The 15,336-nt window shown below is 68.9% G+C and carries 17 protein-coding genes, 1 tRNA gene and 2 pseudogenes; 8 read left to right on the top strand and 12 right to left on the bottom strand.

Annotated elements, in window-relative coordinates:
- Positions 1–29: 29 nt before the first annotated feature.
- The gene (dcd, locus tag ACZ4XD_RS06050) at positions 30–605 is read right to left on the bottom strand and encodes a dCTP deaminase (RefSeq protein ID WP_042151944.1); all 576 of its coding nucleotides are present in this window, start codon (positions 603–605) and stop codon (positions 30–32) included.
- A gap of 623 nt (positions 606–1,228) precedes the next feature.
- On the opposite strand from dcd, the gene ACZ4XD_RS06045 reads away from it, so the two are divergent.
- Positions 1,229–1,302, top strand: a tRNA-Gly gene (locus ACZ4XD_RS06045).
- A gap of 180 nt (positions 1,303–1,482) precedes the next feature.
- On the opposite strand, the gene ACZ4XD_RS06040 is transcribed toward ACZ4XD_RS06045, so the two are convergent.
- Positions 1,483–2,211: a TetR/AcrR family transcriptional regulator gene (locus ACZ4XD_RS06040; protein ID WP_468038639.1), complete on the bottom strand. Its 729-nt coding sequence runs from the start codon at positions 2,209–2,211 to the stop codon at positions 1,483–1,485.
- Positions 2,212–2,262: 51 nt separating this feature from the next.
- Positions 2,263–3,489 (bottom strand): FAD-dependent monooxygenase, encoded by a 1,227-nt coding sequence (locus tag ACZ4XD_RS06035; RefSeq protein WP_468038637.1) that lies wholly within the window; start codon positions 3,487–3,489, stop codon positions 2,263–2,265.
- A 186-nt stretch (positions 3,490–3,675) separates the two neighbouring features.
- On the opposite strand from ACZ4XD_RS06035, the gene ACZ4XD_RS06030 reads away from it, so the two are divergent.
- Complete coding sequence (locus ACZ4XD_RS06030) at positions 3,676–4,026, top strand: PadR family transcriptional regulator (RefSeq protein ID WP_468038635.1); 351 nt, start codon at positions 3,676–3,678, stop codon at positions 4,024–4,026.
- Positions 4,023–4,766: a hypothetical protein gene (locus ACZ4XD_RS06025; RefSeq protein ID WP_468038633.1), complete on the top strand. Its 744-nt coding sequence runs from the start codon at positions 4,023–4,025 to the stop codon at positions 4,764–4,766. Before ACZ4XD_RS06030 ends, ACZ4XD_RS06025 begins: the two co-directional genes overlap by 4 nt.
- 164 nt (positions 4,767–4,930) lie before the next feature.
- On the opposite strand, the pseudogene ACZ4XD_RS06020 reads toward ACZ4XD_RS06025, so the two are convergent.
- The 3 genes and pseudogenes from ACZ4XD_RS06020 to ACZ4XD_RS06010 all read right to left on the bottom strand — a co-directional run.
- Positions 4,931–5,053, bottom strand: a pseudogene (locus tag ACZ4XD_RS06020) (phosphotyrosine protein phosphatase); the annotation flags it as partial.
- Positions 5,008–5,522 (bottom strand): annotated as a pseudogene (locus ACZ4XD_RS06015) (arsenic resistance protein); the annotation flags it as partial. The pseudogenes ACZ4XD_RS06020 and ACZ4XD_RS06015, both read right to left, overlap by 46 nt.
- 37 nt (positions 5,523–5,559) lie before the next feature.
- Positions 5,560–5,973, bottom strand: coding sequence for an ArsR/SmtB family transcription factor (locus ACZ4XD_RS06010; protein ID WP_468038632.1), 414 nt, complete (start codon positions 5,971–5,973; stop codon positions 5,560–5,562).
- Between the two features lie 79 nt (positions 5,974–6,052).
- On the opposite strand from ACZ4XD_RS06010, the gene ACZ4XD_RS06005 reads away from it, so the two are divergent.
- Positions 6,053–6,529 (top strand): ArsI/CadI family heavy metal resistance metalloenzyme, encoded by a 477-nt coding sequence (locus ACZ4XD_RS06005; protein WP_468038630.1) that lies wholly within the window; start codon positions 6,053–6,055, stop codon positions 6,527–6,529.
- A gap of 46 nt (positions 6,530–6,575) precedes the next feature.
- On the opposite strand, the gene ACZ4XD_RS06000 is transcribed toward ACZ4XD_RS06005, so the two are convergent.
- Positions 6,576–7,193 carry a hypothetical protein gene (locus tag ACZ4XD_RS06000; RefSeq protein ID WP_468038628.1) on the bottom strand — a complete coding sequence of 206 codons (618 nt, stop codon included), beginning with the start codon at positions 7,191–7,193 and terminating at the stop codon, positions 6,576–6,578.
- Positions 7,194–7,698: 505 nt separating this feature from the next.
- On the opposite strand from ACZ4XD_RS06000, the gene ACZ4XD_RS05995 reads away from it, so the two are divergent.
- Complete coding sequence (locus ACZ4XD_RS05995) at positions 7,699–8,487, top strand: DUF5707 domain-containing protein (protein ID WP_468038626.1); 789 nt, start codon at positions 7,699–7,701, stop codon at positions 8,485–8,487.
- 93 nt (positions 8,488–8,580) lie between these two features.
- Here the strand turns inward: ACZ4XD_RS05995 and ACZ4XD_RS05990 are convergent, their stop codons facing one another.
- The 3 genes from ACZ4XD_RS05990 to ACZ4XD_RS05980 all read right to left on the bottom strand — a co-directional run bounded on the left by ACZ4XD_RS05990 (position 8,581) and on the right by ACZ4XD_RS05980 (position 11,774).
- Entirely contained in the window at positions 8,581–8,925 is a 345-nt protein-coding gene (locus ACZ4XD_RS05990; protein WP_468038802.1) for a hypothetical protein, read from the bottom strand.
- A 349-nt stretch (positions 8,926–9,274) separates the two neighbouring features.
- Positions 9,275–10,426 carry a hypothetical protein gene (locus ACZ4XD_RS05985; RefSeq protein WP_468038624.1) on the bottom strand — a complete coding sequence of 384 codons (1,152 nt, stop codon included), beginning with the start codon at positions 10,424–10,426 and terminating at the stop codon, positions 9,275–9,277.
- A gap of 139 nt (positions 10,427–10,565) precedes the next feature.
- A complete protein-coding gene (locus ACZ4XD_RS05980; protein ID WP_468038622.1) occupies positions 10,566–11,774 on the bottom strand; it encodes an FAD-dependent monooxygenase in 1,209 nt (402 codons plus the stop codon).
- A gap of 105 nt (positions 11,775–11,879) precedes the next feature.
- Here ACZ4XD_RS05980 and ACZ4XD_RS05975 point away from each other — a divergent pair, with 105 nt between their 5' ends.
- The 3 genes from ACZ4XD_RS05975 (at position 11,880) to ACZ4XD_RS05965 (ending at position 13,607) form a co-directional block, all read left to right on the top strand.
- Positions 11,880–12,500 (top strand): PadR family transcriptional regulator, encoded by a 621-nt coding sequence (locus tag ACZ4XD_RS05975; protein WP_468038620.1) that lies wholly within the window; start codon positions 11,880–11,882, stop codon positions 12,498–12,500.
- A gap of 334 nt (positions 12,501–12,834) precedes the next feature.
- On the top strand, positions 12,835–13,155 hold the full coding sequence (locus ACZ4XD_RS05970) for a DMT family transporter (protein WP_042151358.1): 321 nt from the start codon (positions 12,835–12,837) through the stop codon (positions 13,153–13,155).
- A gap of 2 nt (positions 13,156–13,157) precedes the next feature.
- Positions 13,158–13,607, top strand: coding sequence for a DMT family transporter (locus ACZ4XD_RS05965; protein WP_468038618.1), 450 nt, complete (start codon positions 13,158–13,160; stop codon positions 13,605–13,607).
- 202 nt (positions 13,608–13,809) lie between these two features.
- Here ACZ4XD_RS05965 and ACZ4XD_RS05960 read toward each other — a convergent pair whose 3' ends face one another.
- Both ACZ4XD_RS05960 and ACZ4XD_RS05955 read right to left on the bottom strand, forming a co-directional pair.
- Complete coding sequence (locus tag ACZ4XD_RS05960) at positions 13,810–14,469, bottom strand: hypothetical protein (protein WP_468038617.1); 660 nt, start codon at positions 14,467–14,469, stop codon at positions 13,810–13,812.
- Between the two features lie 395 nt (positions 14,470–14,864).
- A complete protein-coding gene (locus ACZ4XD_RS05955; protein WP_468038615.1) occupies positions 14,865–15,293 on the bottom strand; it encodes a nuclear transport factor 2 family protein in 429 nt (142 codons plus the stop codon).
- Between the last annotated feature and the right edge of the window lie 43 nt (positions 15,294–15,336).

Raw genomic sequence — 15,336 nt, 5'->3', positions numbered from 1 at the left:
AGCGCGCCGCCCACACCGCCGCGGCTGTGTCATACCTGCGTGCGGTGGAAGTTCTTGAACGACCGGGACGGCGTCGGACCGCGCTGCCCCTGGTAGCGGGAGCCGTACTTCTCACTGCCGTACGGGTGCTCGGTCGGCGAGGTCAGCCGGAACATGCACAGCTGCCCGATCTTCATGCCCGGCCACAGCTTGATCGGCAGCGTGGCGACATTGCTCAGCTCCAGCGTCACATGGCCGCTGAACCCCGGGTCGATGAAACCGGCGGTCGAATGCGTCAGCAGCCCCAGCCGCCCCAGCGAGCTCTTGCCCTCAAGCCGGGACGCGAGGTCATCGGGCAGCGTGATGACCTCGTACGTCGAGGCGAGCACGAACTCGCCCGGGTGCAGGATGAACGCCTCATCGCCCTCGGGCACGACCTCACGGGTCAGGTCCTGCTGCTCGACGGCGGGGTCGATGTGCGGGTAGCGGTGGTTCTCGAACACCCGGAAGTAGCGGTCGAGGCGCACGTCGATGCTGGACGGCTGCACCATCGACTCTTCGTAGGGGTCGATGCGCACCCGACCAGCATCGATCTCGGCCCGGATGTCCTTGTCTGAGAGAAGCACGCAGACGAGGATACGCGCCCACACGACGAGGGCCCGGCCCCCCACCAGGGAAGCCGGGCCTCGCCCACTCCTCGTCTGCTGCCGGCCACTGCCTCTCACACGAGGCGGACCGCCGCTCTCAACGAAGTGCCGCGACCTTGTTGACCGCAGCGGCACTCCCCTTGATCGCTATCGCTCTTCCTTGATCGCTACTCACTACCGCTTCGCGTGCTCGACGGGCACCGAGTGCCGCAGCCGAGCACAGCGCGGGCAGCGCAACAGCCGTCCGGGACCGAGCCGGTCGGTGGTCTGCATCGGGAACGAAGCGGTGCTGAACACGTGGCCCTCGGCACAACGTACGACGGTGCGCTCCATCAAGTCCCTCTCCCAACTGCGTGGACAACAAAAGCCACATTAGGGGATGAACTGGGCGCCCTCACACGCGGCACTCCGACGCCCCACCGTACGCCCCAACTCCCGCACCCCGCACCCACATCCCACCCCCGACACCACGGGCTCACACCCCGCCCAGCACCCCCACCGACCACCCCTCTCACAGCATCCGGGCATGCCAAATGCACCGCGGGGCGGCGATGGGGTAGAGTGTGCGACGATGTTCCGCTCTCGATCCGAGGCGGGATTACGCGGGTGTAGTTTAATGGTAGAACATGAGCTTCCCAAGCTCAGAGCGCGGGTTCGATTCCCGTCACCCGCTCCAGAGTTGAGGCCCAGGTCGGTGACCTGGGCCTTGTTCGTTGCCCCGTTCGCCTCGGGGACTTCGCGTCTTCAGCGCACCGATGCGGCCGCAGGAGGGCGAGGGCGCATCGGCAACACCCTTGGGTTCCCGGTGAGGTGTGCGCATCCCCTCCCCGCGTGCAGCGAACGTGCCCGCCTTCTTCTACCCCTGTCCTTGGGCGGTTTCCTGCTGGCTGGTGATCGAGGCGAGTACGAGTTCGCGCTGGTGACGGAGCAGTCGCAGGCCTTCTTCTGCGGCTGCGCGCACGGCGTCCGGGGTGGCTTCTCCGGGGCCGAGCAGGGCGGTCACCGAGGCGGCGATGACCTTGTCGGGGGCTTCGACGGTCACCTCACGCAGGGTGTGGGTACGGGTGGCCATCGCCAGGAAGCCCGCCATGAGCGCTTGCAGCGCGTACGCCTGTTCATCCAGCGGCCAGTCGGTCCGGGCCAGCCCGTGCTGACGCCACACCGGCAGGACCGTGTACATGAGTGCGGCCGGGCCCAGTGTGCCGAGCAGTTCCGTGCTGCGCGGGTGTTGGGTGAGGACGCCCAGCAGGTCGGAGTCGCCGGTCTGTAGTGCGCGGACGAACGGGCGCTCCAGGCCGTTGTGAATGAGTTGCGGACACAGCCGGTGTGGCCGGGCGGCGTCCGGGTCCGCGGTCAGCGCATCGACGGAGCCCTCCACGACGGCCAGGAACTCCCTGGCGAACAGCCCGACGAGGAGGTCTTCCTTGGTGCCCCAGTACAGGTACACGGTGCCCTTGCCGACGTGGGCCTTTTCCGCGATCTCCGCCACGGTCACGCCCTTGACCCCCCGCTTGAGCACCAGCTCCCGTGCGACGGTGAGAATGCGGGCGGCCTTGGCCGAGTCCTGTTCGACGAGTGCTGCCATGGTCGGTTCCTTGCCTGAGCGGAGCGGGACCCGCGGACGCGGGTCCCGCCATCATGCTCGGGCGATGTCCATTTCTTTGAAGCGGGCCGTCTTGCTCTTCGCCTGAAACCGGCGGATCAGGCGCGAGGTCACCGGAGTCCGCATCCCCTTCGTCATCACCTTGCGGAGGGCGAGCTGGAGACGGTTGGCCGGGACGAAGAACTTGCGTTGCCGGGCCCCGTTGTACTGGTAGTGCTCCACGTAGGGCCGCAGCGTGTGCTCCCATTCGGCGAGGGCACGCGCCACGTTGTCGGGGTGGCGCTCCAGCATGGAGCCGAGCAGGTCCGCTCCGGCCATTCCGGCCGAGGCGCCCATTCCGGCGTACAGCGTCACGCACCACGCCGAGTCACCGACGAGCGCCACCCGGCCGCGGTGCCAGCGGTCCATGTGGACCTGTTCGACCGAGTCGAAGAGCAGGTCGTCGGCGGATTCCAGCGCGTCGAGCGCCTCACCCAGCGCGCGCCCGGTCGGCCGCCCGCGGCCGAACGCCGCGCGCACCCGCTCGGCCGGCGCCGCGCTGAACTCGGCGTCCACATCGTCGGTCCGGTAGCTCAGCAGCACCGTCGGAGGACGGTCGGCGAAGGGGAAGATCCACATCGACCGGTCGGGTTCCAGCAGGATGGCGCCGTCGTCCGAGGCGACATCGCTGACCGGTCCGCGAAGCTGGTAGGCGGCCACGATGTAGTTCAGCCGGCGGAGATACTTCTCGTGCGGCCCGAACGCCAGTCGCCGCACGGTGGAGCGGAGGCCGTCCGCGCCGACGACCAGGTCGAACCGTTCGGTGACCGCAGTGCCGTCCACGGTGTGGGCCAGCGTGACATCCACGCCCTCCGCGTCCTGCTCGATATGGGTCGGCACGGTCGCGTAGCGGATGTCGAGGTCGGCCGGCAGCTGGTCGAAGCCCGCCTGTTCGATGTCGCCGCGCAGCATCATCCACGGCTTTCCCGGCAGGTCCGCGTAGCCGAGGCCCAGCCGTCGGTTTCCGGTGCGGTCGATCGTGAAGTTGGCGCCGTCGCGGGGGGTCCGGTCGGTCAGGCCGTCCAGGATGCCCAGGCGCCGGGCGGCGGCGCGGCCCGCCCCGAACAGGGCGATGAAGTATCCGCCGGACCGCCTGGAGGCGGCTTTCTCGACGATGACCGGGGTCCAGCCGATCTGCCGTAGCCGCAGGGCCGTTGCGATCCCGCTGATGCCGAGTCCGACCACCAGAGCCCGGCGGCCGCTGTCGTTCGTGAGGTCCATGGCTGCAGCTGAACACGGACTGACCAGAATCGTCATTTGGTCAGTTTGTGAGGCGCGTCACCAGCGGGCCGCCAGCAGGTACGGCCACCTCAGGCGCCACTACCTTGCACAGCACTAGCTTGTACGGCACTAGCTTGTACGGCACTAGCTTGCAGTACACGACTCATGCTGTGTAAGGTACTGGCCATGGAGGAGACATCCACCCCGCCGCGCGCCCAGTGGCTACGAGGGGTGCTGGATATGTGCCTGCTGGCCTTGATGGCGGAGGCCCCGGTCTACGGGTACGAGATGACCGTCCGGCTCGCGAAGGCGGGGCTCGACGTCGCGGACGGCTCGATCTACCCGGCGCTGGCGCGTCTGCGTAAACGCGAGCTGGTCGAGATCGAACGCCGCAGTGGGGACGGCGGTCCCGCCCGTACCTACTACAGGCCCAGCGAAGCGGGCGTGCAGATGCTCCGGTCGTGGAGCCGCGACTGGAACGAATTCGCCACAAGCATCGGCTCCATCATCAGCCAGACCACGCGGGAGGAATCATGACGCTGACGGTCGAGGACGCAATACACCAGGCCATGGAGACGTGGCGCCGCCTCGGAATCGAACAGGACGCGACCGATGAGATGTCCGAAGAGCTGGCGGCGGACCTGACCGCCGCCGCCTTCGACGGCCGGTCGGTCACCGACTACATCGGCGGCGACGTCGACGCGCTGGCCACCTCCTGGGCGGTCGAACGCGGTCTGCTGCCCCACCGCCCGAACCTGAAGGAGACCGCCATCGCGGCGGCCAGGGGCGCCGCCCTACCCGCCGTTGTCGCCGTCATCCTCTGGTGGGCCGGAACACCCGGTGGCCTGCTCGACCGCGACAGTGAAGTGATGACCACGCAGTTGAATGGACCGCCGGTGTGGGAGGTGCACCACTACCCCAATCCCGGCACTCCCTTGATGTGGGTGGGCTGGGCCGTGTGCCTGGTCGCCGCCTTCTTCCTCATCCGGCGCGCCGTGGCCGCGAAGCTCCAGCACCGGCACGACCCCGCACGCGAGGAGACCACGCGGGCCCTGACCAAGGCGCTTCCCCTGATTCTCCTGGCGGCGACCCTGCTGGGAACCGCGATCACCTTCCTCGGGGAGTACGCGTTCCCGAACTTCCAGGTCATCGTCACCGTCCTGGTCGGGCCGGTCGCGATGATCGGCACCGTCGCGGCGGCCGCCGCCTGGGTCCGCGACCGCGCCTGCCCGCCCCTGAACGCCTCCCGGGTGAAGTACCGGCTGCCGGCCGCCTGACCGCCCCGAACCATGCCACTGCCGTGCCGGTGCCGCGCCGGAGAGGTACCGGCACCCGAAAGCCCCTGATTACCGAGCTCTGAGCGGGGGTTCGACTCCCATCGCCCGCTCCGGAATCAAGGCCCAGGTCAGCGACCTGGGCCTTGATCGTTGTCCGCAGGTGGTCACGCCTGCCCCTCAGGGGCGATCTCGTCGAGCAGTCCGCGAATCCGCTGCTCGATGTCCTCGCGGATGGGCCGTACGGCCGCGACGCCCTGTCCGGCGGGGTCGGGCAGCGGCGGGCGTAGAGCGCGACGTACACGAGGCCGATCAGCACCGGCACTTCGATGAGCGGGCCGACCACGCCCGCGAGGGCCTGTCCGGAGGTAGCGCCGAACGTGGCGATGGCTACCGCGATGGCCAGCTCGAAGTTGTTGCCGGCGGCCGTGAACGCGAGTGTCGTCGCACGGGGGTAGTGGAGTCCGACGGAGCGTCCGAGTGCCATGGAGCCGGCCCACATCAGAGCGGAGTACACGAGCAGCGGCAGCGCGATGCGGGCGACGTCGCGTGGTTGCGAGGTGATCGCGTCGCCTTGCAGCGCGAAGAGGATGACGATGGTGAAGAGCAGGCCGTACAGGGCGAACGGGCCGATGCGCGGGATGAGTTCGGACTCGTACCAGGCGCGTCCCTTGGCCTTCTCTCCGATCCGGCGGGTGAGATAGCCGGCGGCGAGCGGGATGCCGAGAAAGATCAGACGCTGCGGGCGATCTCCCAAACGACAGCCGGCCCGCGACCGCCTGCTCGGGCGCGGCCCTCACGCGCTCGCCCCGTCCGCCGCGACGCGGGCAGGCAGTGGCTCGCCCGCGGGACGCGTGAGGATGCCCGCGAGGCGGTCCGTCATCTCGGGCAGCAGCCAGTAGTAGACCCACGTACCGCGCCGCTCGCAGTCGATCAGGCCGGCCTGCCGAAGCAGCTTGAGGTGGTGCGAGATCGTCGGCTGCGACAGGTCGAAGGCGGGGGTGAGGTCACAGACGCAGACCTCACCGCCGGCGCGCGAGGCGATCATCGACAGCAGCCGGAGACGCACCGGATCGCCCAGTGCCTTGAACACCTTCGACAGTTCCCCGGCCTGACTCTCATCGAGCGGGGCCGCAAGCAGGCCGGGGCAGCATGCAGCGGCTTCGCCGGTCTGCGGCTGCTCGATCACCACGAGCTCTTGATTCGACATTTCTCTATGTTGACGCTTATCGAATCAGGAGGCAACCTTGAATCGACAGACATCAATGCAAGCCGATCGGAGCCCCGCCATGTCACGTGCACAGCTCGCCCTGCGCGTCAGCGACCTGGAAGCGTCGATCACCTTCTACTCGAAGCTGTTCGGCACCGAACCGGCCAAGCGACGCGAGGGCTACGCCAACTTCGCCCTCACCGAGCCGCCGCTCAAGCTCGTACTGATCGAGGGCGAGCCCGGCCAGGAAACCCGCCTCGACCATCTCGGTGTGGAGGTCGGGACCACGGACCAGGTGACGGCCGCCACGACCCGCCTCAAGGACGCCGGCCTCGCCACCTTCGAGGAGAACGACACCTCCTGCTGCTACGCCCTCCAGGACAAGGTGTGGGTGCACGGCCCCGGCAAGGAGCCCTGGGAGGTCTATGTCGTCAAGGCCGACGCCGACACCCTGGGCAGGAGCGCCGACCCGTCCGCGACCAGCGGCACCGACGGCTGCTGCACGAGCGGGACGGCCGGCGCGGACCCCGCACCGGGCTGCGCCTGCGGAGGCTGATGCCTCACCCAACGCTTCCGTACTCAATGATTCCGTTGTCGTCGGGTCAGGACTGGCTGTTGAGGAAGCCGATCAGGCTGGCGCCCCACCAGCCGAGCTGGCTCACGGTGGCGGCCGTGGCCGATTGGATGCGCAGGGCGCGCGGCACCGGAGCGTTCCCGCACCGGGCGAGGCGCTGTCCGAGCCAGTGGGCGTAGAGGCCGTTGAGGGTGATGGCCAGGACGAGTCCGAGTTTGAGCAGGGTCAGTGGTGAGGCCAGGTCCGGACGGAGAAACAGGCCGGTGACCACCAGGCCGGCCAGCCCCAGCCAGATCGGAATCTGCAGTGTGCAGGCGGTGCGCAGAACGTCGGACAGGGGGCGCCGTCCGAGCGTCCACAGCAGGGCGAACCAGTCGACGGCCAGCACGGCGCCCAGCCCGACGACGAGTGCCACGAGGTGCAGGAAGCGGGCGGCCATCTGGAGCGGCGGGTCGGCGTGCAGGTGACCGGCCACCCAGCAGGCGGCCGCCAGGGCGGCAGTGCTCAGGACCGCCAGGGCCGCGAGTGCCCACAGCGGTGTCGGCGGCTTCTCGCGGACTGCGGCACCGTCGTCGGGCGCGGCCCACCGCGGCACCCCGACGGGCCGGGCCGTGGCAGCCGTCGGCCCGTTGGAGATCGAGGCCACGGGTCAGCTCGCCGTCGGGAGGTCCACGCTGCGGTACGTGGCGGTGGTTTTCCCGCCGAGCGCGGGCTTCTCCCCGCCGGCACCGTGCCGCAGGAACGTCTTCGCCCGGTCCTCGGGCATCGCAGCGACATCGCCTCTGCCTCAGCGGAAGTTGACCTGCCATCAGCAGGCGCTGAGGTTCGCCACAAGGATCAATGCCGGGGCCGGAGGCCAGGGAAAGCGGTCACGGCCAGGGTGGCCACCCCCCACAGGAGTCACCCCGGCCGTGATCGCGAGCAGGGCGATTACGCGCCCGTATGCGGTTCTGCGTCGCGGGGCGCCGCCGCGTTACCCGGCCGGGCGATACGTCCGATACGCGGAGCCCTGGGTGGCAACGTCCAGTGGGACGGGCCAAAAGGCCAGATGCCTCCCATGCCGAAGGGGGAAGGGCGAGCCTTAAGCTTTGCGCTTCAACTACCCGCCTGCCCGTTCGGCGGGGCCTCTTGTCACTCCGTGAAGGAGACACATGCGCAAGCGCGCTGCCTTTGCCGTGCTCACCGCCGTCGCCGCGCTGGCCGGCTTCGCCCTCCCCGGTGCCTATGCGGGCGAGAGCGCGGGGGAGGTCCAGATAAGCGACGTCGCCCTCGACGGCGGCAAGGACGTCGTGGTCGACACCTACGACAAGACGATCACGGTTTCCGGGACCTTCACCCATCCCTCGGGCATCCAGGACGCGGATTTCGTCCTGTGGCGGGGGCCGGACGGCGCGAACCCCTATGCGACCTACGACGACCGCATCATCTCGAACGAGTACTACGTCCACGCGGACTGCGTCGCCTCCAGTGCCACGACCTCCACGTGCTCGCAGACGTTCACCTTCGAACCGGACTGGACGCTCGCGAACGCCGACGCCGGCACCTGGAAGGTCAGTGTGCAGGGGGTGGCCAACGATGACAGCGGGACCCACACAGCGGACTACACCACGACCCGCTTGCAGCGGCACGCCAAACTGACCGTGAACGCCGGCCCGGAGCCGGTCGCCCAGGGCAAGACCCTCACGGTCACCGGCAAGCTCACCCGAGCCAACTGGGACACCCTCGACTACCGGGGCTACACCAGCCAGCCCGTCCGGCTCCAGTTCCGCAAGGCGGGCACGACGACCTACACCACCGTCAAGACCGTGAACACCTCCGGCACCGGCGACCTGACGACGACGGTCACCGCCTCGGAGGACGGCTACTGGCGCTGGAACTTCGCCGGCACCTCCACCACCCCGGCCGTAAAGGCGACCGGCGACTTCGTCGACGTGCAGTAATCCCACGCCGGGCCGGCCGCTCACGACGGTGCGGGTCTCGGCGCTCAGGGGGCACGGGGCGGGCGGTGCCCCCTGAGCTCGGTGGAAGGGCCGTCAGAGGCGTCGCAGCCAGGCGGCTGCGCCATGGCCGACGACGAGGTAAACCAGCGCGGGGAGGGCGTAGTTGAAGAAGACCCGGAGCCCTTCCGGCTCCATCGTGAAGATGTCCTGCGACCAGCCGGCGAGCCAGTCGGCCATGCCGTGCACGAAGTCGACGAAGACATTCGCATGATTCGCTTCGAGCAGATACAGCAGGATCCACAGCCCGAGAAATCCCGCGGCGATATCCGCGAGGCTGTGAATGATCAAGGCGAGCCGATCCGCTCCGGCACCTCTTCGATTTCCTCGCCCACCTCCGCTGCTGGGGTGGGGGGCTGGGGGCGGAGCGGTGTGGTACAGGTCGGGCGGTGCGGGTTGGTACGGCGAGGGGGAATTGCCGGTATACGGAGCGTGTGCCCCGGCATTCGGCAGCGGAGCCGTATCGCCACCCTCCGGAGAGTTCGGTCCGCCGTGGTAGGGAAAGTTTGCGCCGGAGCCGTATGGACGATTTTGCGGTATGCCGTCATTGGGGTAACTCACGGTGCCGCCCATTTCCCGTCGAGCGATTCCGAAACGCCCTTCACGGCTATTTCACATCGTTGCCCTCGGGTCGCCACTTCGCGGTCTTGACGGGGTCAACGGCACCGGCGGCCGACTGGGGGACCGCCCGTGCCACGCACGGCGCGCCCCGCCGGACCGAACTCTCCCGCTACGCTCCCTCATTAGCCGCGTACGGGTGGACGAAGCACCTCGCATCGAAGGGCGCGAACCAGCGCTCCACGTCCAACGACCCGACTTCTGACGCCGTGACGTCAGTTTCCTCGTCATTCCCGGCCATCTCGTACCACAGCTCGTCATCGGCCTCTTCCAGCGCCTGATCGGCAAAGGCTTCCCAGGCGGCGGCGACCTTGTCGTCCAAAAGGCCGTAGCCGTCCAGCACCACCCGGGCCTCACGCAGCAGGAAATTCAGCAGGAACTGCTCGGCCACACAGCTCAATTGCACGGAGTCATCGCGGGTGAGGCGTCCGGTGAGCGAGACGGCCGTGACGAGAAAGCGGCGGGCGAAGAGGACGGTGTACTGCGCGGCGAACTGCGCAGGCAAATCGTCGAGGTACCAAAGAAGCCCGTCGCATTCCTCCACGGACTGCTTCGCTTCGCTGAGCGTCTGCACATCGTGGAAGAGCTGGTCCACCAGGAGATCGATGGCGTACACCAAGGCGCCGGCGGCCAGTTCCGCGTGTTCCCGGTCGACGCCGGACTCCTCGCCGTCCTCGCACCAGCCGAATGAGTCGAGTCCGAACGCGGTGAGGCGAGGCGCCATGGCCCGCACCGTGGCGCGCATCGCCTTGACCTCTTCGTCGGGGAGTCGCGAGGCAGTGGCTTCGGCCCTCGCCTCAGCATGCTGAGCAGCGCGCACCACGGGATCGGCCGGCGGCGCGTCCGGGCCATCCGCGGCATCCAGACTCTGCTGAGCGAATTCCGGATGCAGCTCGACCTCGCACTTGGTGATCTGCCATTCGCTGAGCAACTCCGCCTGCTCCAAGACCTCGCCGACGACTTCGCGCATGGCGTCCTCGGCGACCTCCAGAGCAGGCGCATCCACGAAGAGCTTCAGCAGGACCCCACCAGGGTGAGCGGCCAGGATGGAATCGATGATCTCGATTTCCATGTCGTCCGGCCCCTCGACGGACTCAATCGCATCGAGGCCCTTCCGGAGCAGGAAGATGACACCCTCCCGCTGAAGAGCGTCCAGTTCCGCCGCACCGGCCGGAAGGCGCGTGTCCACGCTCACCACATATGTCACGCGGCCCATCGTGCCGGAGCGCCCCTGCCCGGCGGGCGGGAATGCGTGCTCTTCCACCGTCGGAATCCGCGGCTGCCCGGCGGCACGGCATCTGGCGGGCACCTGCCATCGCCCAGGGGTGCCGCCGGGCCCGGGCCCCTGCCCGTCCTGAGCCGCCTGGCCCTGGCCCTGGCCCCTGCCCCGTTTCCGATTCCCGTCAGGCCGTGGCGCTCGCCGGTCCCGTCACCGTCGCCTCCCACTCGATGCGATGGAAGTGGAGCGGGCGGAGCATCTCGTCGAGGCCGGGGAACGCCGGCACGGGAGCGTCGCTCTTGCCGGACTTGACCTTGTTGACGACCGCGGCGTCGCGGCCGATCGCCTCCACGCGCGGGCGGCGCAGGGCCTCGTAGGCGGCGAACGCCTCGCCCGGGGAGGGCAGATCGCGCAGGCAGCGGGCCAGTTCGACCGCGCTCTCGATGGCGAGCGAGGCGCCCTGTCCGGAGCTGGAGGACGGGGCGTGCGCCGAGTCTCCGACCAGCACCATCCGCCCGCGGTGCCAGTGCGGTACGGACGGCATGCGCTCCATCCGGCCGACCACCATCAGGTCGTCCGGGCCGGTGTGCCGCAGCAGCCGCTCCCCCGGGACATGGCCGGTGTAGAGATCACGCAGCCGGCTCAGCCACTCGGCGCTGGGCACTCGTGCCAGGTCGGCCGGGCTCGGCGGGGTGTCCGTGGGCAGGCCGGCGAACCAGATCATCCGCCCGTCCGGGCCCCGCCAGTAGCCCATGAAGGCGCGGCCGAAGGCGAAGTACATCGTGCCCGGCGCGGCCCCGGCCTCGCTGCCCACCGTCGCGTAGCCGCCGAAGCTCAGCACGCCGCCGTACTCGGGATCGGGTGCCTGCGGGTCGATCACGGTGCGGACGGTGGAGCGGATGCCATCGGCACCGACCAGGATGTCGGCGGTCGCGGAGGTCCCGTCGGCGAAGTGGGCGGTGACGCCGTCGGGCGTCTCCTCAGCGGCGACCAGCCGCTTGCCGTACGCGAACCGGACGCCCGCGGTGACCGCGTGGTCGGTCAGCGCACGGAACAGCCGGTCGCGCGGCAGCGTCAGCGTGGCGGGCAGTTCCGGGAAGCCGCCGAATCCGGCGAGCTGATTGCCGAGGCCGTCCGCCATCACCATGCCGGGCACCGGCTGCCCGAGGGCAGTCACCGCCGCGTCGGCACCGACCGACGCCAGCGCCGCCTGCCCGTTCGGCGCCAGCCCCAGCCAGGCCCCGACGCCGTCCGCCGCGCTCGGATACGCCTCGTGGACCGTCGCCGCGATGCCCGCCTTGCGCAGTGCGAGCGCCGTGACCGGGCCCGCCACACCTCCCCCGATGACCAGTGCCGTCCGTACGCCGGAGCCGTGGCCGCGGTTGTCGCTCATAACCCCTCCCGTGGGTCATGTGGATGCGTCGTGTGAACGCCGCACTCATAGTGACAAAGGGACTAGTAGCAATGCAACTAGTTACTGATTGCCTACGATGCCTGCATGACCGCCTCCGTGAAGAGCTCGCCGCTGGGACTGGCCGTGCTGGCGCTGCTGCACCATCGGCCGCTGCACCCGTACGGCATCCAGCAACTGCTCAAGCAGTGGGGCAAGGAACAGGTCGTCAACGTCGGCCAGCGGGCCGGGCTGTACCGCACCATCGAGCGGCTACAGGCCGGTGGGCTGATCACCGTCCGGCAGACCGAGCGCGACCAGCAGTACCCCGAGCGGACGGTCTATGAGGTCACCGAGGAGGGCCGGGCGGTCACCCGCGAGTGGCTGGAGCAGATGCTGGCGGTGCCCAAGGCGGAGTTCCCCGTGTTCCCGGCGGCGCTGTCGAACATGCTGCTGCTCAGCCCGCACGAGGCGACGCCGATCCTGGAACGACGGGCGGCGCGGCTCGCCGGCGAACGCGCCGAACTGGAGCGCCAGTCCGCCGAAGCCCCCACCGGACTGCCGCGCATCACCCTCATCGAGAACGAATACCGGCTCGCCCTCCTCGACGCCGAGGAACGCTGGCTCCAGGGGGTGCTCCGCGATCTGCGGGACGGAAGCCTCACCTGGTCCCCGGAGATGCTCGCGGCGTTCCAGGAGGCGTCCGCACCGGGTTCGACTGCGACCTGACGGGGCGTGGCCGGGAGGCCGGACGTGGTTCTGGATCGCGGTTCTGAATCGTGGTTGTGGGGCGCGCTGGTGGGGCGTGCCTGTGGGTCGCGCCTGTGTGGCGCGCTGGTGGGGGCCGCTGGCATGTGGCGCCACCCGGATGGAATTCCTCAAGGACCACGGCGCGTATGACGACGTCCCGCGTGGGACTACGTCCCCTTCGACTCCTGTTGAAGCGGATGCGCGCCTGGCGTCCCGGGGTGTTCGCCGACCGCGGCGCGGTGGCGGGCAGCGGGGCACCGGCCGATGAGCCCCCGGCCCGACCTACACCGGATGGAGAGGACGTTCTTCCACCATGGCCTGGATCTACTTGTCCCTCGCGATCGTCTTCGAGATCATCTTCGCGCTCGGCGCGAGCGCCTCGCACGGCTTCACCAAGCTGAAGGTGTCCGTGATCACCGTGGTCGGCGTCGTGGGCGGCATCTACTTCATCAGTCTCGCCCTCAAGACTCTGGATGTCGGGGTCGGCTATCCGATCTGGACCGGGGTCGGGGCGGTCGGCACGGTGATCTTCGGAGCGCTGATCTTCAAGGAGAAGATCACGCCGGCCAAGGTGGTCTGCTTCGTCGCCATCATCGGCGGGGTCGTCGGCCTCAAGTCGCTCGCGGGGGCGTGACGATGACCGGGGAGAACATGGTCGCGGAGAAGAAGCAGAGTCACACGGCCGGCTGGGCCTGGCTGTTGGTCGCCGCCGTCTTCGAGGTGATCTTCGCGCTCGGCTCGGCCGCGAACGGCGGCTTCACCGAACCGGTCCCGTCCGTCATCACCGTCGTCGCGGGCGGCGGCGGGGTCTATCTGCTCAGCCTCGCCCTGAAAACCATCGATGTCGGCATCGGCTACACCGTCTGGACGGGCATCGGCACCGTCGGCTCCGTCCTCTTCGCCGCACTGCTCTACGGCGAACACCTCACGCTCGGCAAAGTGCTCTGCATTCTCGCGATCATCGGCGGCGTGGTCGGACTCCACCTGACCGCCGAGAAGCCGAAGGACGACGACACCTCCGCCACCACCGGGTCCGCCGGCGACAAAGGCCCGGAGTCGCCGGTCGCACCCAGGTCGGCGTCGTAGGCCCGAGGTACGTCTCACGACATCAGCCCCAGGTCGGTGGACCTGGGGCTGATGTGTTCCCGGCCGAGGAGGTGACCGGGGGTGGTGAGGGCTCCTGTTTACCGGTGCGGGGCTTGTGATCCGCACCGGGTCGGCAGGGCCTCGGCCCGAGTTGGGGCCGTTTACGGAATGCCGGTGACCGCCGGATTCCGCGCCAACCGGGCTAGCTGGGGCTTGCGTTGCCGCAGCGGGTGGTGCGCTCTTCGTCGGTCATCGGGCGGGACTGGATCCTGATGATCTTGTAGGTGATGTCCCCCTCGATATCGGTGAAGTCGTAAGGACCATGGGAGTTGTGATCGTTCACGGGAGCGAAGGGGTTCGACTGGTCGACGCCGTTGAGGTGCCAGTTGCCCTTTGCCTTCCGGGTGACCGACACCTCGTCGACCCAACCGATCTCGCCGGGCTTCAGCGTGCCCGTGGTGTCGCTGCTCTCCGTGTTCTGCTTGAACCAGGTGTGCTCGATCTTCGGCAGCACCGAGACGGGGTTCGCGCCGACCGACATGCCGACGACCGTCGTTTCACCGGTGGTCTCCGCCTCGCCCTGCCTGAAGTCGGCGTTCTCGGTGGTGCAGTTGTCGCGATAGTCCCCCACCAACGTCGGCGTGCTCTCGGTCGGCTCCCCGACCCATGCGGTGGGGGTGAAGGTGCAGTCCCCGCCGCAGTCGGCGAGGAACTCCGCGACCTTCTCGGGGGTGCTCCAGATGCCTTCGCCCTGGGAAACGGGCACGTCCGGCGGGTCGGTGATCCAACCGCCGCCACCGCCGTCCGCCTGCGCCGGGGTGATGGACAGGCACAGCGCCGCCACGAGGGTCATCGATCCCACCGCGACCGCCTTTGCCCGCCGGCCTCTGCCGGACGGGAGAACATTGCGCACTCGTAGGTTCATCTTTTGCGTCCCTTACTTTCCACCTGAAGCGCGGATTGCGTCCTGCGATTCCGTTCACGACTCCGGGTGTTGCCGTCCCGGGAAGGCGGCACCCGTCGTGAACGAGGTGTGCGTCAGCTCCGAACCGGACAGGAACGGAGTGCCGCCGGCCACGCGCCCCTCAGGGACTGCCGCTGCGACCGGCACACCACCGAGATTCGGCCATATGGCTCATGTTCGGCTCACAAGCCGCTCATAGGCGGCGCCCACTACGGAGCCAGAGGTACCGGCCGTTGAGGGGATCAGGTCCCGCCTCCCCGGTCGCCGCAGGTGGTGGCGTAGCGGCCCAGGCGTTACAGGTTGTCGCCCCAGCCGCCCTGGATCATGGTCTGGAAGGCCCACTTGCCGTCCCGCCTGACCAGGATGTCGGCATAGCGCAGCTGCCGGGTCTCGCCGTCCATCGTCATGGTCGAGTCCGAGAAGACCACGGCCAGGGCGGGCGAGAGGAAGACGGGCGTCCGCGTGGAGTCGAAGGTGATGTCCTCGCTTCCGTCGCCCATCACCTGCGTCATCGTCGCGAGGTACTGCTCGCGGTCCCACTGTGCCGTCCGGGCGTTGCCGGCCGTGTCGTCACTTACGAGGTTGAGGGGGAACACCGCCATGTCGGCCATGCGCTGGACGTCGCGCTTCGCGCTCTGTGCGTCGTACTCCGCGAACCAGGCGGCCAGGCTCGCACGGTCCTCGGCGGTCGGGACGTAGCCGGCATCGGGCAGGAAGGTCATACGGACTCCTCGTCGTCGTCGATTCGGCAGCCGGGGGTGGGCG

It is taken from the genome of Streptomyces sp. NPDC029466, assembly GCF_055574515.1.
The sequence above is the reverse complement of the archived record's forward strand: the minus strand, read 5'-3'. Positions and strand labels throughout refer to the sequence as shown.